Source organism: Hydrogenophaga defluvii (assembly GCF_042665235.1).
In the GTDB taxonomy this organism is placed as follows: Bacteria; Pseudomonadota; Gammaproteobacteria; order Burkholderiales; family Burkholderiaceae_C; genus Hydrogenophaga; species Hydrogenophaga defluvii_A.
This window is the reverse complement of sequence record NZ_JBHTBZ010000082.1, coordinates 4,971-23,961: the sequence shown is the minus strand read 5'-3', so window position 1 is coordinate 23,961 and position 18,991 is coordinate 4,971. Positions and strand designations below refer to the sequence as shown.

Below are 18,991 nucleotides of genomic sequence, written 5' to 3'. Positions count from 1 at the left end.
TCTCATGGCGGTATCTCCGTTCCCAAGATACCGCATTGGCATGCAGGATTAATGCCAGAAAATAACGGGACAGCACACTAGGTGTGCTCAGCGGGCTGATTCCGCAGAGTCAGGCGATAATCGAGGGGTGAAGCCTGCCAGACCGCCGCTGGTGCAAGTACCGAAAGGTCGCACTGGAGGAACGTCCGGACTGCACAGGACAGCGCAGGAGCTAACGGCTCTCCACCGTGAGGTGAGGATCAGAGCAACAGAGACGAGTCCCGGGGGCGTGCCGCAAGGTAGACCACCGGGGGTGAAACGGGCAATCTCTGCGCGCAGCAATGCCAAATAGGCCAACGTGAAGCGGCGCGGTTCGCCGCGTTGTGGATCCCTGTGGTTCCGCAGGGTGTTGGCGGGTAGGCAGCACCGAGCCGCTTGGGTGACCAGCGGCCCAGAGGAATGGCGGTCACGCGGGGGGTAACCCCCGCGCACAGAATCCGGCGTACCGGCAGACTTCACACTTTATTCACGGCGGCGCTTCAAAAGCGCTCGTAGCCCATCATCAGGCGCCACTGGCCGCTGGCCAGCGCGCCCAAGGCCAGGCGCCCCAGGCGGGCGCGGTGCACCGCGTCGGGCTGGATGCCGGCGGCCTCGCACCAGACGCCCAGCTGCCCTTTGCGCAGGCCTTTGGCGGCCACGCGCAGGCGGGTGCCGGCTTCGTTCTGGCGGTTCACGCTGGCGCGCACCTGGCGCTGCAGTGCCGCCAGTGCGCCAGGCGCCACCACGCCTTTCACATCCACCCACAGTTCGTGTTCCACCGTGATGGCGTCGTCCACCAGGCGGCGCCAGATGCCACTTTCCTGCGTGAACACCACCAGGCCACTGGCGGCGGTGTCCAGTGGCGCAGCGCAGCGCAGGCCGGCCCAGTGTTTGAGCAAGAGGCGTTGTTTGCTGCGATCTTCGACGCTGCGGTGTTCGGCGGCCAGCCACTCGGCCTTGGGCGCCTGTTCGATGTCGCAGCGCACGCCCACTGGCTTGTGCCACAGCACCGTCACTGGCGGCAGTATGGTGGCTCGCGCATCGTCGGCCAGTGTGACCTCATCGGCCTCGCCAACGCGGTGCTGCGGCAACTCCACCACGGCGCCGTTGACGCTGACCCAGCCGCCCTCGATGTAGCGTTCGGCCTCGGCACGCGAGCAGGCTTTGAGTTCGGCCACGCGTTTGGCCAGGCGCACGCCGCTGTTGTCGTCAGACATTGAAACCACCCAGGCTGCGGATGTGGTCCACATGCGCTTGCAGCGACCGTTTGGCCACCGGCCACAGGCGTTCGGGCACGTCGTCGTAGGCCAGGGGCACCCAGTCGTCGAGATTGCCGTTGGGCAGGGCTCGCATGGCGGCGGCCACCTTGGCCTCGCGTTTGAGGCGGTGCGCCTTGAGGTGGGCAATCGCGCCGGGTGCATCAATCAGCACATGACCGTGGGCGGGCAAGATGAAGCCGATCTGGTGTTGCGCACACAGCCCGGCCAGCTTGTCCAATGAATCGAGGTAGGCCTGCATCTCGCCATCGGGCGGGCTGATGACGGTGGTGCTGCCGTTGAGGATGTGGTCGCCTGAGATCAGCAGGCCATCTTCGAGCAGCAGCAGGCACAGGTGGTTGGCCGCGTGGCCGGGGGTGTGCACCACCTGCAGGGTGTGGGTTTCATGCCCTGCGGCCTGCAGCACGATCAGCTCGCCATCGGCCAGCTCGTGGTCGGGCTGGAACTGGCTGTCGGCACGCGCGGTGGCGCGGCTGGCCAGGCCCAAGATGGGCGGACGCTCGGCGCACAGGGCCTGCAGCCGGCGCGCGCCGGGCGAGTGATCGGGGTGGGAATGGGTGCACACGATGTGGCGGATCTGCCCGCCACAGGCACGCCACAGGCGCTCGATGTGGCCGGCGTCGTCCGGGCCGGGGTCGATGGCCACGTAGCCGGTGGCGGGGTCGCCAATGAGGTAGCTGTTGGTGCCCGGGCCGGTCATGAAGCCGGGGTTGGGGGCGGTCAGGCGCAGCACGTTCTTCAGCAGCGGCACGGGGGTGTCGTTCTGCCAGGCCAGCTCGTGCACGATTTGGCCATCCGGCGACACCAGCGCCAGTTCGCCAAACTCGGGTTCGTGCTCCATGTGGCGCGAATCCTGGCCGTGTTTGAGGCCAGCGCGTGGGCAACTGGTCCACAACGGCTGTTCGCTGGCACAGGCGGTCAGCACGGCATCCACCGTGGCGTAGGCCTGCAGCCGCTCCAGCGTGCGGATGGTGGGGAAGATGATGAAGAAATTGCCCGCCTTGTGGCGCGCGAGCGCGTCGGCCGGGTGCACCCACACGGGTTCGAACTGCTCGGCCTCGTCGGCCACCGGGGTCTGGCCTTCGGGCATGCGGGCCACCAGAAACGGCACGTCAAAACGGCGCGGCAGGTCGCGGTCGGTGATCCAGTGGGCCAGCACAAACACCTGGTCGGCCGCCAGCGTGAGGCCACGCTCGGCGCATTGCGCGGCAAACGGCGCCTTGCGGTCCAGCGCAGCAATGTCCGCCGTGTCGGCCCATCGGCCATCGGCGTGGCGGGCCAGCAGCACGCCCAGTTCCTCAAAACTTTCGCGGATGGCCGCGATGGCCTGCGTGAGGTGCAGGTCGCTCTGCGTGGGGCGGCGCGTGGACTGGCGGTGGGCCGCTTGGTCGGCCGCATCGATGCCACCGCCGGGGAACACGTAGGCGCCGGGCGCGAAGCTGGCATTGAGCGAACGCCGCGTCATCAGCACTTCGATGCCGGTGGGCGTGTCGCGCAGCAGCAGCACGGTGGCGGCGGGGCGCAGCGCGGCGGGTTCGCGCTGCGGGTGCAGGAGTTGGGAGGTGCGTGCCATGGTGGACCGATTGTGCATGGCCGGTTGCGGGCAGGACGAACACTTGTTCACAAAGTGCTGTACATCGTTTGCAAACTGAGGGATGCGCCGCTCTGACAATGGGGTGGCCCGCTTTTGATGCGGGCTGTTTCATGAATCAAGGAGGTTTTGAATGAACAAGCGGATACAGACCACGGCAGCGGTGTTGAGCCTGGCCTTGTTGGCCACCGGATGCGCGAACATGAGCGAAACCCAGCAGGGCACCGCCAAGGGTGCGGGCATTGGCGCCGCAGCAGGCGCCGTGCTGGGCGCCGTGACCGGGGGCAGCAGCGGCGCCGCCAAAGGCGCTGCCATTGGGGCCGGCGTGGGCGCCATCGGCGGCTACGTGTGGACGCAGCGCATGGAAGACCAGCGCAAAAAGATGGAGGCCGCCACCCAGGGCACCGGCATCGACGTCGTCAAGACCGAGGACAACCAGCTCAAGATCAACGTGCCGAGCGACATTTCCTTCGATGTGGGCCGCGCCGACATCAAGGCCAATTTCGCCACCGTGCTCGACGGTTTTGCCCAAGGCCTGGTGGCCAACCCGCAGTCGCGGGTGCGCATTGTGGGGCACACCGACAGCACCGGCAGCGACGCCATCAACGACCCGCTGTCGGTGAACCGCGCCACCCGCACGCGCGACCATCTGGTGGCACGTGGTGTGGCTTTGTCCCGTGTGGATGTGAGCGGCATGGGCGCTCGCCAGCCCATCGCCAGCAACGACTCGGCCGAAGGCCGTGGTCGCAACCGGCGCGTCGAGATCTTCATGGCAGAGGCCGCGCCAGCACCGGCACCGACGCCAACCGCCACGGTGGCGCCCGCGCGTTGAGCCCGGGTGGGCACGCTGCGGTAAGGTTGCGGTTTTTGGAGACCGTCCGTGTTGCGTGACCCTTTGACGAAGGCCCGCGTGTGGCTGTTGGCGCTGGCCACGATCGTTTTGACGGCCTGTGCTGCCCAACCCCCGCAAGATGGGGGCATGCCAGGCGCGGCCGCGCAACTGGGTGGGCCGGCGGCACAAACCCGGGTCTGGTCCGAGGCGATGGCGCAGCGCCGCGCGCGCCTGGCCGACAGCCTGTCCTCGACCGGTGTCGAGGTGCAGCGCACGCCTGACAACGCGCTGCTGTTACGCTGGTCGGCCGATCGCGCGTTTGTTGGCAACACCGCCACACCCAGCCCCGCCGCCGATGCCGTGTGGGGCCGTGTGGTCGCTGCCTTGTTGGATGGCCCTGCCTGGCGCGGCCGGGTGCAGGGCCACAGCGACGCCTCCACCGCCGACAACGACGCTGCCGCCGCGCTGGCGGCGCAGCGTGCACTGCGTGTGCGCGATGCCCTCGTGCAACGTGGCCTGCCCGCCGCGGCGTTGGACGTGGAGGCCTGGGGCGCCCGCGCGCCGCTGGTGGCCAACGACACCCCGGAAGGCCAGGCCCGGAACCGGCGCATCGAACTGTGGCTAACGGATTGACGCCGATAATGCGGCCATGCTGATCCGATTCACCAAGATGCAGGGCGCGGGCAACGACTTTGTTGTACTCGACGAAACGCAAGGCCGCCTGGGCCTGAGCGCTGCCCAGTACCGCTTTCTGGCCGACCGCCACTTTGGTGTGGGCGCCGACCAGATCCTCACGGTCCGGCCTGCGCCGATGGCGGGGGTCGATTTCGAGTACGTGATCCACAACGCCGACGGTGGCGAGGTGGAGCATTGCGGCAACGGCGCGCGCTGTTTTGTGCGTTTTGTGCGCGAGCGTGGCTTGACCGCCAAGGATGTGGTGCGTGTGAAGGTGCACGGCGGCGTGATCGAACTGCGCTTGAACGCCGACGGGCGCGTGACAGTGGACATGGGCGCGCCGGTGTTCGACCTGCCACGTGTGCCGTTTGACGCCGGCCAGGCCTACACCGAAAGCGCCCCCGAAGACGCATTCGGTGGCAACGCCTGGCCCCTGTGGACCTTGCCACTACCCGGTCACGCGGCCGTGCCGGTGGCGGTGCTGTCCATGGGCAACCCCCACGCGGTGCTGCGGGTGGACGACGTGGACCAGGCCCCTGTGCTGGGGCTGGGCCCACTCATCGAGGCACATCCGGCCTTTCCCAGGCGCGTCAACGCCGGCTTTTTGCAGGTGCTGGACCGAGGCCACGTCAAGCTGCGCGTGTTCGAGCGCGGCGTGGGCGAAACCCTGGCCTGTGGCACCGGTGCCTGCGCCGCCGTGGTGGCGGGCATCCGCCAGGGCTGGCTCGATGAGCGGGTGGACGTGGCCACACGCGGCGGCCAGCTCACCATCGAATGGGCCGGAGGCGCCGGCCAGCTGGGCGCGCCAGTGCTCATGACCGGCCCGGCCACCACCGTGTTCCAGGGCGAAATCGACGTCCCGGAGCTATGACCCCCACGCTCACCACTGCGTGTGTTCGCTGCCCCCCGAGGGGGCGCGGCCTTGCTTGAGGCGGCTCTGCGCCGCGGCCCGACCTATGACCGACATGAACCCCATCACCGAAGACGACATCGCCGACTTTCTGCTCAACACGCCCGACTTTTTCGAGCGTCACGCGGAGCTGCTGGCGGCGGTGCAACTGACCAGCCCACACGGCCAGCGGGCCGTGAGCTTGCAGGAACGCCAGGCCGAGATGCTGCGCGAAAAGATCCGTTCGCTGGAGCTGAAGGCGGCCGAGATGATCCGCCACGGGCAGGAAAACGTGCTCATCGCCGACAAGCTCCAACGCTGGACGCGCGAGCTGTTGCTGACCCGCGAGCCGTCGGCTTTGCCCAGCGTCATCGTCGAGCAGATCAAGTCCCAGTTCCAGGTGCCTCAGGCCGCCATCCGTGTCTGGGGCGTGGCCCCCGAATGGGCTGGCCAGCCTTTTGCCCTGGGCGTCAGTGCCGATGCACAGGCCTTTGCCGCTTCCTTGACCATGCCGTACTGCGGCGTCAACCCAGGGTTGGAAGCGGCTTCGTGGCTGGAAGATGCCGCTGGAGCTCCGGCCGCCTCGCTGGCCCTGCTGCCCTTGCGTGCCGGCCCCGCCGACAAGGTGTTTGGCCTGCTGGTTCTGGGCTCCTCCGACCCCCAGCGTTTCCACGCCGGCATGGGCACCGACTTTCTGGAGCGCATCGCCGAACTGGCGAGCGCCGCCCTGGGCCGGCTGACGGTCGCGTGATGTCCAGCCATGGGTGCCAGCCCTGAGTTGCCTCCCGCCGATGCCCAGCTGATCGTCGGCTACCTGCAACACGTGCGGGTGGAAAAACGGCTGGCCGAGCGCACCGTGGCGCTCTACACCGAAGACCTGAACAAACTCGCGCGCCAGGCGCTGGCCGCCGGCGTGGGCCTGTTGCAGGTGCGCGATGCCCACATCCGCCGCTGGGTGGCCCAGATGCACGGCGGCGGCCGCAGCGCGCGTGGCATCGCCCTCATCCTGTCGGGCTGGCGCGGCTTTTACACCTGGCTGGGGCGTCAGGGGCAGATCGAGGTCAATCCCGTGCTGGATGTGCGTGCGCCCAAGGCCGGCAAGCCGCTGCCCAAGGCCTTGGCGGTGGACGACGCCGTGCGGCTGGCCGACCACGGCAACGAAGACGACGCCCCCGAGCGCGAAGCGCGCGACCGCTGCATCACCGAGTTGTTGTACGGCAGTGGCCTGCGCCTGGGCGAACTGGTGGGGCTGGACGCGCAACCCGGCCCGCAGGCGCGCGGCTGGATAGACGCCCAGGCCGGCGAGGCCCACGTGCTGGGCAAGGGCAGCAAACGCCGCAGTGTGCCGGTGGGCGCGCAGGCTTTGGCGGCCTTGGCCGACTGGCTGGTGCTCCGCGTGCATTGGGCGGGCGACGACCCGGCCTTGTTCATCGGCGCCCACGGCCGGCGCCTCACGCCGCAGCACATCCGATTGCGCTTGCGTCAGCGCTCGCAACAGGCGGGCCTGGCCACACCCGTGCACCCGCACATGCTGAGGCATTCGTTTGCCAGCCACCTGTTGCAGTCCAGCGGCGATCTGCGCGCGGTGCAAGAGCTGCTGGGCCACGCCAACATCGCGACCACCCAGGTCTACACACGGCTGGACTTCCAGCACCTGGCCCAGGTGTACGATGCCGCCCACCCGCGCGCCGGCAAGGCTGGCCGCAAACCCCGTTCGTGACTAGGAGTCTGCGTGGCAGAAGGCGTCGAAGCGAAACGCGTGGGAAAAGAGTCCAATTTGTGCCCGCTTTTGAGGACTGTGGCCGTAGCCACAGCCGGAAAAACGGGTGCGAAGTGGGACTTTTCTCCACGCGTTGCAGCCGACGCGCGTCTGCCGCGCAGACTCCTAGGGGCTTGCGGGTTAGCCCGGTGGCACCCGCGCCAGGCAACTGCCACACTTCGATATTCCATCGGTATATAAGGAGATATTCATGTTTTCAACCTCACGTTCCCGTTTTGTGCGTGGTTTGCTCCTGGCCGGTGCCCTGATGTCCGGTGTGACCGCGCAGGCCCAGGAGGCCATCAAGGTGGTTTACCACCTGAGCGAAGGCATCCCGCAGGCCTCGCGGGCGATCCAGAACATCCGCAACCACCTGGCCGCAGACCCCAAGGCCAAAATCGTGGTGGTCACCCATGGGCTGGGCATCGATTTCTTGATCGATGGCGCCACCAACCAAATGGAGCAACCCTTTTCCGGCAGCGTGGCCGATCTGGCGTCCAAGGGCGTGGAGTTCCGGGTCTGCAACAACACCTTGGTGTCGCGCAAGATCGACGCCAACAAGCTTCTGATGGAAACCAAGGTTGTGCCTTCGGGTGTGGCCGAGGTGGCCCGTTTGCAGGCGCGTGAGGGCTTCGTTTACCTGCGTCCCTGACCGGTGACGGGCTCGGTCAGCCTGGGGACGCTCAGGTCGAATACACTCTGCGCCTGTTTTTCGACCACCCCTTCCTGATCCTCCGACCTGCCCGCCATGTCCCTGATTCCCGCCACCATCCTCACCGGCTTTCTGGGTTCGGGCAAAACCACGCTGCTCAAACGTGTGCTCACCGAGGCGCACGGCCAAAAGATCGCCGTCATCGAGAACGAGTTCGGCGAAGAGAACATCGACAACGAGATCCTGGTGGCCGACACCACCGAAAACATCATCCAGATGAGCAACGGCTGCATCTGCTGCAGCATCCGCGACGACTTGCGCTCCACCCTGGCCGATCTGGCCGAAAAAAAGCGCAAGGGCGAGCTGGATTTTGAGCGCGTGGTGATCGAGACCACCGGCCTGGCCGACCCGGGCCCGGTGGCGCAAACGTTTTTCATGGACGACGAGGTGGCCGAGCAGTATTTGCTGGACGCCATCCTGACCCTGGTGGACGCCAAACACGCGGCCGAGCAGCTCAACGAGCGCCAGGAAGCGCGGCGCCAGGTGGGTTTTGCGGACCAGATCTTCATCAGCAAAAGCGAACTGGTGGATGCCGAAACGCTGGACGCGCTGACCCACCGCCTCAAACACATGAACCCGCGTGCGCCCATGCGCAGCACCCATTTTGGCGAGGTGGCGCTGAAAGAGGTGTTTGACCTGCGGGGCTTCAACCTCAACGCCAAGCTCGACATCGACCCCGACTTCCTCAAGGCCGATGACCACGATCACGACCATGGTCATGGCTCCCATGAACATGGGGGGCACGACCATGAACACGGGGAGCACTGCAACCACCCCTCGCACCAGCACGGGCACGGCCACCACCATCACCACGACGACGATGTGAAAAGCTTCGTCTACCGTGCCGACAAGCCCTTCAATCCGGCCAAGCTGGAAGACTTCCTGGGTGCCATCGTTCAGGTGTACGGCCCACGCATGCTGCGTTACAAGGGCGTGCTCGACATGCAGGGCACCGACCGCAAGGTGATCTTCCAGGGCGTGCACCAGCTCATGGGCAGCGACCTCGGGCCGATCTGGCCCGAAGGCGAGGCGCGCGTGAGCAAGATGGTGTTCATCGGCATCGATTTGCCGCGCGACATCCTGGTGCAAGGGCTGGACCAGTGCCTGGCTTGACCGCCGTGGGTGCTTGACGCGATGTTGTTTCTGTCCATACTGCGTGGCCTGGGATTCCGGTCGGAGCCTGCCGCGCGGGTGACCGCCGACAAACAGGGTATAACCTCAGGCACGCTGGAGCGGCCCCAATCGGGTGCCGCCCATTCGACGACCGGTGTTCCGAGGAGAAACACAGTGAAAGCCGCCGCAAAATCGACCGCCAAAGCCGCCACCAAGGCCAAGCCTGTGACGGCCGTCAAGACGGTCGCGGCCCAGCCATTGGCGGCCAAGGCGCCTGGGGGCAAAACCGCCACCAAGCCGGCTCCGAAACCCGTGGCGAAGGCGGTCGCCAAGCCGGTCGAGAAGGCCGCTGCCCCCGCCGCCAAAAAAGCGCCGGCCAAGTCAGCGGTGGCGCCAGCGGTCCCCGCCGCTGTGTCGAAACCGGCGCCGGCCAAGTCCACACCGACCAAAGCGGGGCCTGCCGCTTCGCCGGGCAAGGCCGCAGCGGGCAGCACCGCTGTGGCTTCCAAACGCGCCAGCACCCCTGAGGCCACCATGCGCCCCGGCCAGGAGATTGCCGTGCAGGCCGTGGGCAAGCGTGCCGCCAAAAAAGCCATGATGGCGCAGATGGCCCAGGCCGTTTCTCTGCCCACTCACGACCCGGACGCCGCCAAGGCGACCTTTTCCTTTTCGAATGAACGTGCTATGAACACTCCCGTGCACACCCCTGTCCGCAAAGATCCCAAACTCGCCAACAACTGGAAGTCCAAACCGGTGGCCCAGTTGAGCGACGACGAGGTGTTGTCGATGCCCGACAGCGAGTACATGAACGACGTTCAGCTGGCGTTCTTCCGCCTCAAGCTGACCAACCTCAAGGCCGACATGCTGGCCAACGCCGGCGAAACCACCGAACACCTGCGTGAAGACACGGTGGTGGTGCCCGATCCGGCGGACCGCGCGACCATTGAGGAAGAACATGCGCTGGAGTTGCGCACCCGCGACCGTGAGCGCAAGTTGCTGAAAAAGATTGAGCAGGCCATCGCGCGCATCGACGCCGGTGACTACGGCTACTGCGATGAAACGGGTGAAGCCATCGGGGTGGGCCGTTTGCTGGCCCGTCCCACCGCCAGCCTGTCGCTGGAGGCCCAGCAGCGCCGCGAACTCAAGCAGAAGATGTTCGGGGACTGAGGTCCCCTGACTGGCTGACGCCCCCCATGGCGGCTGACGAATGTCCAAGGATTCGCCCGGTGGATTTCTCTCCAAGGTGGCGCAACTGGTGCGTGGCCCTGGCGCCGCGTGGGGCGACAGCGCCCAGCCCCCGGGGCAACTGACCGACAAACAGGCCCTCAAGGCAGCGATCGAGCGCAAGCGGCGCAACGATTTCGTGCGCAAGCGCGAGTTCGACATGCTGCGCACCATCCGCAAGCGCGAACAGCAGAACGCGCAAGACGTGGTGGCGCGCCCGTCTTTCTTCCAGAGCAGTGTGCCTTCGGACAACGACGGGCGCGAGCAGACGATCAAGAAGATCGACGCCATCGAGGCGCAGATGTCCACCCACTGGTGGCAGCCGGTGCCGGGCGACGAGGCGCCGCGCAGTTCGCAGCGCCTGCAGGCACCACCCACCGACATCGCCCCTTTGGGCGAAGTGGCGGCTCACCTCCAGGCGAGGCTCTACCACGCAGGCAACACCTGGGGTGCCACACAAGACGGCATCACCACGTCTTCGCAACCCCACACGCAGCCCGCCGCTGAGACCCACTGGCCACTGCCCGGCGCCAGTACCCGTGGCGGGTCCGCGAGCCAGGCACCCCACAGCCTGCCGGTGGCTTTTGGCGATGAAACCACCCATTCCCAGGCCTTGCAAGGGGCGCAGCCCGCGAGCCCTGACGAGACCGGTTGGCAGCTGGCGGCCTGCCTGCAGGTGGCGGGTGTGGAAGAGGCGGCGGTGCGGTTTGCCAACAGCGACGACGCCGGCACCGAGCGCCACCTGGGGCAGGCTGTGGCCCACACCAGCCACGGCGGGGTGGCGGCCGATTTGCGCGCGCTGTTGCTGGATTTTTTCCGCGCCACCGGACGGCGCGAGTCGTACGAGCTGCACGTGGCCGAGTGGGCGCGACAGCACGGCGACCCGGTGGTGGCATGGAGCGCCATTGGTGAAAAAGTGCCCGCCGCAGCAGCGCTGCCCGATGATGCGGTGGCCGGCGGCAGCGCACCGGCGGTGTGGACCTGCCCCGCCTTGCTTGACGTGGCCGCGGTGGCCCGCTTGGAGGCCCAGGCCGGCGCAAGTGCGGCCCACCTGGTGCTGGACTGGGGGGCGCTGGCCTCGGCCGAACCGGCGGCGGCGCAACGCCTCTTGCTGTTGTTCGAGCGGTGGGCGGAGAACGACATCGCCATCGTGTTCGTGGGCGCCACCAACTTGCGCCGCAGCCTGCGCGCCAGCACACCCTCGGGACGGCGTGAAAACCACCCCGTGTGGTGGCAACTGCGTTTGGCCAGCTTGCGCCTGATGGGGCGGGCCGACGAATTTGATCTGGCGGCGCTGGACTACTGCGTGACCTACGGGGTGACCCCACCCGACTGGGGGCAGCCGCGTTGCCATGTGCAACAGCTCGACAGCGTGCCAGCCATGCGCCCGCCGGCCACAGTGCCGCTGGTGGTGCCCACGGGCCGTCTCACAGGTGCCCTTTTGGGGGACGTGACCCGTGCCCTCAATGCGATTGCCCAGCCGGGCACCGGGCAAGGTGCGGTGGGGGTGGATTGTTCGGCCGTGACCCGCACCGACTTCGTGGCCGCTGGGGCCTTGCTCCAGTGGGCGGTGGCGCTCAAGGACGGCGGGCGCCAGGTCGAACTGCAGAACGTGCACGGCTTGTTGGCCGCCTTTTTCCACATCGTTGGCATCGCCGACGTGGCCCGTGTGCTGCCGCGCCCCCGCGCTCAGGGATAGGTATATTCGTCCCTCCGCCCGGCACCACGCCGGGCCTGCAATGGAAGTTGTCACATGGAATCGTTTCACGGAACCACCATCGTCTGCGTGCGCCGCCAGACGCCCGCTGGTGTGCAGGTCGCCATCGGCGGCGACGGCCAGGTCACGCTGGGTCACATCGTCGTCAAGGGCACGGCACGCAAGGTGCGCAAGCTCTACCGCGACCAGGTGCTGGCCGGTTTTGCGGGCGCCACGGCGGACGCCTTCACGCTGTTCGAGCGTTTCGAGGCCAAGCTTGAAAAACACCAGGGCCACCTGGTGCGCGCGGCCATCGAGCTGACCAAGGACTGGCGCACCGACCGCGTGCTGCGCCGCCTGGAGGCCATGCTGGCCGTGGCCGACAAGAGTGCCAGCCTCATCATCACCGGCAACGGCGACGTGCTGGAGCCCGAACACGGCATCGTGGCCATTGGCTCGGGCGGCGCCTACGCCCAGTCGGCCGCCAAGGCCCTGATCGACCACACCGAACTCAGCGCCGAACAGGTCGTGCGCGAGTCCTTGAAAGTGGCCGGCGAACTCTGCATTTACACCAACATGAACCACACGATCGAGGTACTTTCGTGAGCGCCATGACGCCCCAAGAGATTGTTTCCGAACTCGACCGCCACATCATCGGCCAAGCCGGTGCCAAACGCGCTGTGGCCATTGCCTTGCGCAACCGCTGGCGGCGCCAGCAGGTGGACGAGAAGCTGCGCCACGAGATCACGCCCAAGAACATCCTGATGATTGGCCCCACCGGCGTGGGCAAGACCGAGATCGCGCGCCGCCTGGCCAAGCTGGCCGATGCGCCTTTCATCAAGGTCGAGGCCACCAAGTTCACCGAGGTGGGCTACGTGGGCAAGGACGTGGACACCATCATCCGCGACTTGGTGGACAGCGCGGTGAAGATGACCCGCGAGACCGCCATGAAGCGCCAGCGCATGCGTGCCGAGGACGCGGCCGAAGACCGCATCCTCGACGTGTTGCTGCCGCCGCCTCGGGGTGACTTCGGCGTCAACCCGCCGGCACCCGACAACGCCACGCGGCAGGTCTTTCGCAAGAAGCTACGCGAAGGCCTGCTCGACGACAAGGAGATCGAGATCGACCTGGCGCAAGCCGCGCCATCGCTGGAGGTGATGGGCCCGGCCGGCATGGAGGAGATGGCCGAGCAGCTGCGGGGCATGTTCAGCCAGATGGGAGGCGGCAAACGCAAGACACGCAAGCTGACCATCGCCGAAGCGCGCCGCCTGCTGATCGACGAAGAGGCGGCCAAGCTGGTCAACGAGGAGGAGATCAAGCAACAGGCCATCGAGAGCGCCGAGCAGAACGGCATCGTCTTCATCGACGAGATCGACAAGGTGGCCTCGCGCGCCGAAGGCAGCGGTGGTGAGGTGTCGCGCCAGGGCGTGCAGCGCGACCTGCTGCCGCTGGTGGAGGGCACCACCGTGTCGACCAAGTACGGCATGGTCAAGACCGACCACATCCTGTTCATCGCCAGCGGGGCTTTCCACCTGGCCAAGCCCAGCGACCTGATCCCCGAGTTGCAGGGGCGTTTCCCCATCCGCGTGGAGTTGCAGTCGCTGTCGGTGCAGGACTTCGAAGCCATCCTCACGCAAACCCACGCCAGCCTGGTGCGCCAGTACCAGGCGCTGCTGGCCACCGAAGGGGTGCAGGTCGAGTTCACGCCCGAGGGCATCACCCGCCTGGCGCAGATCGCCTTTGATGTGAACGAGCGCACCGAGAACATCGGCGCGCGCCGCCTGTCCACGGTGATGGAGCACCTGCTGGACGAGGTCAGTTTCGATGCCACCAAGCTGCAGGGCCAGACCGTGAACGTGGACGCGGCCTACGTGGATGCCCGCCTGGGTGCGCTCAGCCGCAACGAGGATTTGTCGCGCTACATCCTCTGACGTGTCCGCCGCCCCTTGAGTCAATGCCCGCGTCGCCACGCGGGCATTTTTTTGTGTGCAACAGGTCATATGTTTCGTAAACGAAAAATTTGCTTTGACTTTTGTGGTGCGGTTTTTATAATGAAATCATTCGCTACCGAAACATAAATACCGCGACCATTTTCTGTCTCTCACCCTCTCTCTGACACTCACCAGGAGCCATCTCATGTACGACACCTTTGCCACCGACCGCCTGATCGATCTTTGGTTGACCGAAGACATCGGCGCTTTCGACCTCACCGCCCAGACCATGATCGAGGCTTCAGAAGAAGCGTCGTTCCACATGAACGCGCGTGAACCCATGACCGTCTCGGGCATTGCCGTGGCCGCACGTGTGTTCCAGCGCTACGACCCCGCGTTGCGCATCAAGGTGCTGGTGGCCGATGGCGAGCATGTGGAGAAGGGCGCCATCCTGCTGGAAGTCAGTGGTTCGGCGCGCAGCATGCTGACCGCCGAGCGCACCGCGCTCAACATCGTGCAACGCTTGAGCGGCATCGCCACCGAAACCGCGCGTTATGTGAGTGCCATCGCCGGCACCAAGGCGCGGCTGCTCGACACCCGCAAAACCACACCCGGCCTGCGCACGCTGGAGAAACACGCGGCCGCCTGCGGCGGTGCGCTCAACCACCGCCTGGGTCTGGACAACGGCGTGATGATCAAGGACAACCACATCGCCGTGTGCGGCAGCATCCAGGCCGCCGTGGCGCGCGCCCGCAAGGTGTTGCCGGTGCTCACCAAGCTGGAGGTCGAGTGCGATCGGCTGGAGCAGGTGCGTCAGGCGTTGGACACCGAAGTGGACGTGATCATGTTGGACAACATGTCGCTGGCCGACATGAAGGCTGCGGTGGAGCTGGTGGCCGGGCGCGTGAAGCTGGAGGCGTCGGGTGGCGTGCGGCTGGAAACCATTCGCGCGATTGCCGAGACCGGGGTCGACTACATCTCCACCAGCAAGATCACGCAGTCGGCGCCCGCGGTCGACATCGGTCTCGACGACGCCCAGTGACATGAGGGCCGGCCTCTTCGTTCTGGTGGTCGGCCCGAGCGGGGCCGGCAAAGACACCCTTCTTGACGGCGCGCGCGACCACGCCGTGTGTGCCCAGCGCTTTCACTTTGCGCGCCGGGTGATCACCCGGCCGGCGGGGGCGCCGGGCGAAGACCACGACAGCCTCAGCGAAGCGGATTTCGCACGGCGCGAGGCACAGGGCGGTTTCCTGATCACCTGGCGTGCGCACGGCCTGTCGTATGGTCTGCCGTCCACCTTGCTCGACGTGGTGAGGGCCGGCGGCCATGTGCTGGCCAATGGCTCGCGAGGGGTGGTGGCCGAGTTGGCGCGTCGCGTGCCCCACCTGGTGGTGGTGGAGGTGACCGCGGCCAGCGAGGTGCTGGCGCAGCGCATCGCCGGGCGCGGGCGCGAGAGCAGCGAACAGGTGCTGCAGCGCCTGGCGCGCAAGGCGGACGTGTTGCCCCCGTCTGTGCCCGCGCTGCGCGCCTACAACGATGGCACACCCGCCGAGGGTGTGGAGCGGTTCGTGGAGCTGTTGCTGGGCCTGCGACCGCCCATGGCGTTGCGGTCTCTGCCTCTGCAAACGCCAGAGCCGCTGTGTGTGCTGCACCCCGACGACGCTGGGGCTGGCGGCACGCTGGAGGTGGTGGCCGTGCACGGCGGACGCAGCGAGCGCCTGTGTGTGCCTGTGACCGTGGCGGGCGATGGCAGCTGGGTGCCACCGGGCCACATTGGGCTGGATGTGCGGTCCGCCGAGCGGCTGGGTGTGCCCACGGGCGCGGCGCTGCTGGTGCGCACCGTGGCACCCGCGCGCGAGCGTGCACTCTTGCGCAAGAAGATTCGCGGCGAACCCTTGGGTGAACTGGAATACCGGCACCTGTTGCGCGAGGTGGTGGATGGCCGTTTTGAACGCACCGAGCTGGCCGCCTTTCTCGTGGCGGCCACGCAAAGCCTGAGTGACGACGAGGTCCAGGGCCTGGCACGGGCCCGCGCCGCGCTGGCACAGACGCTGAGCTGGGACGAGCCCATGGTGGTGGACAAACACTCCATCGGTGGTGTGCCGGGCAGCCGCATCACCCTCATTGTGGTGCCCATCGTGGCCGCCTTCGGCCTGGCCATGCCCAAGACCTCGTCGCGTGCCATCACGTCGGCGGCTGGCACGGCCGACGCCATGGAAACCCTGGCCCGTGTGGACCTGACCGCCAACGAGGTCAGCGCCTGCGTGCGCTCGGCGCGCGCCTGCATCGCGTGGAACGGTCACCTCAACCATTCGGTGCTCGACGAGGTGATGAACGCCATCACCCGCCCGTTGGGGCTGGACTCCGCACGCTGGGCGGTGGCCTCCATCCTGTCCAAGAAAAAAGCCGCCGGCGCCACCCATGTGGTGGTTGACCTGCCCTGGGGCCCGGGCACCAAGCTCGCCACCGAGGAGGCGGCGCACGAACTGGCCCGGCTGTTCGAGCGCACGGGCCAAGCGGTGGGTTTGCAGGTGCGCGCGCTGGTGACCGATGGCAGCCACCCCATTGGCCGGGGTGTGGGCCCGGCGCTGGAGGTGCGTGACGTGCTCGCCATCTTGCGTGGGCAAGCCGATGGCCCGCAGGATCTTCGGGCCAAGGCTTTGCTGTTTGCCTCCCACATTCTGGCCTGGCATCCCCGGGTGGGCACACTGGCCGAAGGTCAACGCGTGGCACAGGAACTGCTTGAGTCCGGTGCGGCGCTCAGGGCCATGGACGCCATCATCGATGCGCAGGGCCGGCGTGAGGCGCCCGTGTTGCCGGGCGCCTGCACCTTCGACGTGCTAGCGCCGCACGCGGGTGTGGTGGAGGCCATCGACGGTTGGGCCGTCGCCGAGTTGGCGCGCGCCGCAGGCGCACCCTCGGATCTCGGCGCAGGTGTCGATCTGCTGTGCGAGGTGGGCCAGCGTGTGGCACAACACCAGCCGATATTGAGAATTCACGCGTCGTCGCCCCAAGGGCGCGATGCGGGTCAGCGGGCTGCCGAACGGATGGTGCGGGCCAACCCCGCCATCCGCGTTGGCAGCGAAGAAGCGTGCCTGGCGCGGTGACGCGCCGGGTGGTGTTCCATGTTCACTAAAGGTTACCCATGAAGCTCAAGATGTTGGTTCGCTCGCTCGCTTTCTCTGTCCTTGTCGCCGGTGCATTGACGGCACAGGCTGCGGGCGAGGAGACCTACCCGGACAAGCCCATCAAGTTCGTCGTGACCTTCCCGCCCGGTGGTGGCACCGACGTGTTGGCCCGCCTCATCGGCGCGGAGTTGACCAAGGCCATGGGCCAGACCGTGGTCGTTGAAAACAAGCCGGGCGCCAGTGGCAACATTGGGGCCGAGTTCGTGGCCAAGAGTCCGGCCGACGGCTACACCCTGCTGGTGGTGAACAGCAGCTACGCCATCAACCCGGGTGTGTTCAGCAAGCTGCCGTTCAACCCCGTGTCCGACCTGCGCGGTGTGGTGCAGTTCGCTTCAACGCCCTCGGTGATCTCGGCCCCCGAGGCGTCCAAGCTGCGCTCCTTCAAGGACGTGCTCGACGGCGGGAAAACCGGCAACGGGCTGAGCTATGCCTCATGTGGGGCCGGCACGCCGCAGCACCTGGCCGGCGGCTCCATCGAAGTGATGGCCGCGGTCAAGCTGGTGCATGTGGCCTACAAAGGTTGTGCCCCGGCCATGACCGACGTGGTGTCGGGCCAGGTGGACCTCGGCATCAACACCTTGGCCAACACCGTGCCCATGGTGGCTGGCAAAAAAATCCGCCCGTTGGCGGTCACATCCAAACAACGTGTGTTGTCGCTGCCCGATGTGCCGACCGTGGCCGAGTTCGGTCTGGCGGGCTACGACGTGGAACAGTGGTTTGGCATTCTCGCACCGGCCAAAACGCCCGACGCCATCGCACAGAAGCTGCACCGCGAAGTCGCCAAGATCATGGAGCGTCCCGACATCCGCAGTCGCCTGGAGCAACAGGGCTACACCATTGGCGTGTTTGGTCCCGACGTTTTCGGCGCCACCATCAAGAACGATATCGAGCGCTTCAACAAGGTGTCCAAAGCGATTGGTCTCTCATTGGAAAACTGAGCGCCACAGCGATGGCACACAGGGCTTCTAGAATGGTCGTGTGACGACCCTTCGAAAAGGCCTTGTGATGGATCAGCGTGTGGAACCCAGCGTTGCCGACGGTGGTGTGGACGACGGCCAGGAGCGCCTCGCGCGCCTGGTGCGCAACGCTGCGCGCGCCTATGTGCGTGGCCTGCAGTTGCGGCTGGAACCCCACGACGTCAACTACGGCCATTGGTCGGTGCTGCGTGTGTTGTGGGCCCAGGACGGGCTGAGCCAGCGCGATCTGAGTGAACAGGCCGGCATCACCGATTCGACCACCTTCGCGGTGGTGAAGTCGCTGGACGCCTTGGGCTACGTGGAACGCCGCCACCTGCCCGGCAACAACAAGAACGTGCACGTGTTTTTGACGCGATCGGGCAAGGCACTCAAGCGGCAGCTGATCCCGCTGGCGGTGGACGTGAACCAGGTCAGCGTCGAAGGTGTGAGCGAGGAAGACCTGCGCATCACCCGCCGCACCCTCATTCGCATCAACGAAGCCTTGGCGCGGGACGAGGCCACGCTGTTGCAAGCGGCCAAGCCAACCACCCGCAAGAAGCGCCCCCGGCCCGACGCCTGAGGCGCTCAGGTGCCGGTGGGGTCAGAACTCCACCACGGTGCGGATGGACTCGCCGGCCTTCATCAGATCGAAACCTTCGTTGATGCGCGACAGCGGCAGCTTGTGGGTGATCAGGTCGTCGATGTTGATCTTGCCGTCCATGTACCAGTCCACGATCTTGGGCACATCGGTGCGCCCGCGCGCACCACCAAAGGCCGAGCCCTCCCACTTGCGCCCCGTCACCAGCTGGAACGGGCGCGTGCTGATCTCGGCACCCGCCTCGGCCACACCGATGATGATGCTGCTGCCCCAGCCCTTGTGGGTGCACTCCAGCGCGTCTCGCATCACCTTGGTGTTGCCAATGCACTCGAAGCTGTAGTCGGCGCCTCCGTCGGTGAGTTGCACGATGGCGTCCACCAGGTTGGCGTGCTCTTTGGGGTTGATGAAGTGCGTCATGCCGAACTTGCGCGCCATGGCCTCGCGCGCAGGGTTCAGGTCCACACCAATGATCTTGTCGGCCCCCACCATCTTGGCGCCCTGGATCACGTTCAGGCCGATGCCCCCCAGGCCA

The 18,991-nt window shown here is 66.7% G+C and carries 18 protein-coding genes and 1 other RNA gene; 16 read left to right on the top strand and 3 right to left on the bottom strand.

Annotated elements, in window-relative coordinates:
- Positions 1-129 precede the first annotated feature (129 nt).
- Positions 130-500: RNase P RNA component class A (gene rnpB, locus ACFQU0_RS20580), an RNA gene on the top strand.
- Between the two features lie 18 nt (positions 501-518).
- Here the strand turns inward: rnpB and ACFQU0_RS20575 are convergent.
- Both ACFQU0_RS20575 and ACFQU0_RS20570 read right to left on the bottom strand, forming a co-directional pair.
- Positions 519-1,235: an RNA pseudouridine synthase gene (locus ACFQU0_RS20575; RefSeq protein ID WP_382203940.1), complete on the bottom strand. Its 717-nt coding sequence runs from the start codon at positions 1,233-1,235 to the stop codon at positions 519-521.
- On the bottom strand, positions 1,228-2,868 hold the full coding sequence (locus tag ACFQU0_RS20570; protein WP_382203938.1) for an MBL fold metallo-hydrolase: 1,641 nt from the start codon (positions 2,866-2,868) through the stop codon (positions 1,228-1,230). The genes ACFQU0_RS20575 and ACFQU0_RS20570 overlap by 8 nt, the downstream gene beginning before the upstream one ends.
- A gap of 151 nt (positions 2,869-3,019) precedes the next feature.
- Here ACFQU0_RS20570 and ACFQU0_RS20565 point away from each other — a divergent pair, with 151 nt between their 5' ends.
- The 15 genes from ACFQU0_RS20565 to ACFQU0_RS20495 all read left to right on the top strand — a co-directional run bounded on the left by ACFQU0_RS20565 (position 3,020) and on the right by ACFQU0_RS20495 (position 18,441).
- A complete protein-coding gene (locus tag ACFQU0_RS20565) occupies positions 3,020-3,718 on the top strand; it encodes a YiaD family glycine zipper/OmpA-like lipoprotein (RefSeq protein WP_382203936.1) in 699 nt (232 codons plus the stop codon).
- 48 nt (positions 3,719-3,766) lie between these two features.
- Entirely contained in the window at positions 3,767-4,351 is a 585-nt protein-coding gene (locus ACFQU0_RS20560) for an OmpA family protein (RefSeq protein ID WP_382203934.1), read from the top strand.
- A gap of 16 nt (positions 4,352-4,367) precedes the next feature.
- Positions 4,368-5,264, top strand: a complete 897-nt coding sequence (gene dapF, locus ACFQU0_RS20555) for a diaminopimelate epimerase (protein WP_382203932.1) — start codon at positions 4,368-4,370, stop codon at positions 5,262-5,264.
- A 94-nt stretch (positions 5,265-5,358) separates the two neighbouring features.
- Positions 5,359-6,033: a DUF484 family protein gene (locus ACFQU0_RS20550; protein ID WP_382203930.1), complete on the top strand. Its 675-nt coding sequence runs from the start codon at positions 5,359-5,361 to the stop codon at positions 6,031-6,033.
- A gap of 9 nt (positions 6,034-6,042) precedes the next feature.
- Positions 6,043-7,002, top strand: coding sequence for a tyrosine recombinase XerC (locus tag ACFQU0_RS20545; RefSeq protein ID WP_382203928.1), 960 nt, complete (start codon positions 6,043-6,045; stop codon positions 7,000-7,002).
- Positions 7,003-7,252: 250 nt separating this feature from the next.
- Positions 7,253-7,693 (top strand): DsrE family protein, encoded by a 441-nt coding sequence (locus ACFQU0_RS20540; protein WP_382203926.1) that lies wholly within the window; start codon positions 7,253-7,255, stop codon positions 7,691-7,693.
- A gap of 96 nt (positions 7,694-7,789) precedes the next feature.
- Positions 7,790-8,866 (top strand): CobW family GTP-binding protein, encoded by a 1,077-nt coding sequence (locus tag ACFQU0_RS20535; protein ID WP_382203924.1) that lies wholly within the window; start codon positions 7,790-7,792, stop codon positions 8,864-8,866.
- A gap of 174 nt (positions 8,867-9,040) precedes the next feature.
- On the top strand, positions 9,041-10,033 hold the full coding sequence (gene dksA, locus ACFQU0_RS20530; protein ID WP_382203923.1) for an RNA polymerase-binding protein DksA: 993 nt from the start codon (positions 9,041-9,043) through the stop codon (positions 10,031-10,033).
- A gap of 40 nt (positions 10,034-10,073) precedes the next feature.
- A complete protein-coding gene (locus ACFQU0_RS20525) occupies positions 10,074-11,789 on the top strand; it encodes an STAS domain-containing protein (protein ID WP_382203921.1) in 1,716 nt (571 codons plus the stop codon).
- A 54-nt stretch (positions 11,790-11,843) separates the two neighbouring features.
- Positions 11,844-12,392, top strand: coding sequence for an ATP-dependent protease subunit HslV (gene hslV, locus ACFQU0_RS20520; protein WP_382203919.1), 549 nt, complete (start codon positions 11,844-11,846; stop codon positions 12,390-12,392).
- Complete coding sequence (gene hslU / locus ACFQU0_RS20515; RefSeq protein WP_382203917.1) at positions 12,389-13,717, top strand: ATP-dependent protease ATPase subunit HslU; 1,329 nt, start codon at positions 12,389-12,391, stop codon at positions 13,715-13,717. Before hslV ends, hslU begins: the two co-directional genes overlap by 4 nt.
- Positions 13,718-13,922: 205 nt before the next feature.
- The gene (nadC, locus tag ACFQU0_RS20510; RefSeq protein ID WP_382203915.1) at positions 13,923-14,759 is read left to right on the top strand and encodes a carboxylating nicotinate-nucleotide diphosphorylase; all 837 of its coding nucleotides are present in this window, start codon (positions 13,923-13,925) and stop codon (positions 14,757-14,759) included.
- Between the two features lies 1 nt (position 14,760).
- Entirely contained in the window at positions 14,761-16,824 is a 2,064-nt protein-coding gene (gene phnN / locus ACFQU0_RS20505; RefSeq protein WP_382203913.1) for a phosphonate metabolism protein/1,5-bisphosphokinase (PRPP-forming) PhnN, read from the top strand.
- Positions 16,825-16,862: 38 nt separating this feature from the next.
- A complete protein-coding gene (locus ACFQU0_RS20500; protein WP_382203911.1) occupies positions 16,863-17,843 on the top strand; it encodes a Bug family tripartite tricarboxylate transporter substrate binding protein in 981 nt (326 codons plus the stop codon).
- Between the two features lie 67 nt (positions 17,844-17,910).
- Positions 17,911-18,441 carry a MarR family winged helix-turn-helix transcriptional regulator gene (locus ACFQU0_RS20495; RefSeq protein ID WP_382203909.1) on the top strand — a complete coding sequence of 177 codons (531 nt, stop codon included), beginning with the start codon at positions 17,911-17,913 and terminating at the stop codon, positions 18,439-18,441.
- 21 nt (positions 18,442-18,462) lie between these two features.
- Here ACFQU0_RS20495 and ACFQU0_RS20490 read toward each other — a convergent pair.
- Positions 18,463-18,991 (bottom strand): zinc-binding dehydrogenase (locus ACFQU0_RS20490; protein ID WP_382203907.1); only part of this gene is annotated, 529 nt, incomplete at its 5' end.

Excerpts from the sequence above, each read along its gene's own strand:
- ACFQU0_RS20565 (WP_382203936.1), top strand. The coding sequence starts at position 3,020 with ATGAACAAGCGGATACAGACCACGGCAGCGGTGTTGAGCCTGGCCTTG.
- ACFQU0_RS20525 (WP_382203921.1), top strand. The coding sequence starts at position 10,074 with ATGTCCAAGGATTCGCCCGGTGGATTTCTCTCCAAGGTGGCGCAACTG.
- dapF (WP_382203932.1), top strand. The coding sequence starts at position 4,368 with ATGCTGATCCGATTCACCAAGATGCAGGGCGCGGGCAACGACTTTGTT.
- ACFQU0_RS20500 (WP_382203911.1), top strand. The coding sequence starts at position 16,863 with ATGAAGCTCAAGATGTTGGTTCGCTCGCTCGCTTTCTCTGTCCTTGTC.
- phnN (WP_382203913.1), top strand. The coding sequence starts at position 14,761 with ATGAGGGCCGGCCTCTTCGTTCTGGTGGTCGGCCCGAGCGGGGCCGGC.
- ACFQU0_RS20575 (WP_382203940.1), bottom strand. The coding sequence starts at position 1,235 with ATGTCTGACGACAACAGCGGCGTGCGCCTGGCCAAACGCGTGGCCGAA.
- nadC (WP_382203915.1), top strand. The coding sequence starts at position 13,923 with ATGTACGACACCTTTGCCACCGACCGCCTGATCGATCTTTGGTTGACC.
- ACFQU0_RS20570 (WP_382203938.1), bottom strand. The coding sequence starts at position 2,868 with ATGGCACGCACCTCCCAACTCCTGCACCCGCAGCGCGAACCCGCCGCG.
- ACFQU0_RS20540 (WP_382203926.1), top strand. The coding sequence starts at position 7,253 with ATGTTTTCAACCTCACGTTCCCGTTTTGTGCGTGGTTTGCTCCTGGCC.
- ACFQU0_RS20495 (WP_382203909.1), top strand. The coding sequence starts at position 17,911 with ATGGATCAGCGTGTGGAACCCAGCGTTGCCGACGGTGGTGTGGACGAC.
- hslV (WP_382203919.1), top strand. The coding sequence starts at position 11,844 with ATGGAATCGTTTCACGGAACCACCATCGTCTGCGTGCGCCGCCAGACG.
- ACFQU0_RS20550 (WP_382203930.1), top strand. The coding sequence starts at position 5,359 with ATGAACCCCATCACCGAAGACGACATCGCCGACTTTCTGCTCAACACG.
- ACFQU0_RS20545 (WP_382203928.1), top strand. The coding sequence starts at position 6,043 with ATGGGTGCCAGCCCTGAGTTGCCTCCCGCCGATGCCCAGCTGATCGTC.
- ACFQU0_RS20535 (WP_382203924.1), top strand. The coding sequence starts at position 7,790 with ATGTCCCTGATTCCCGCCACCATCCTCACCGGCTTTCTGGGTTCGGGC.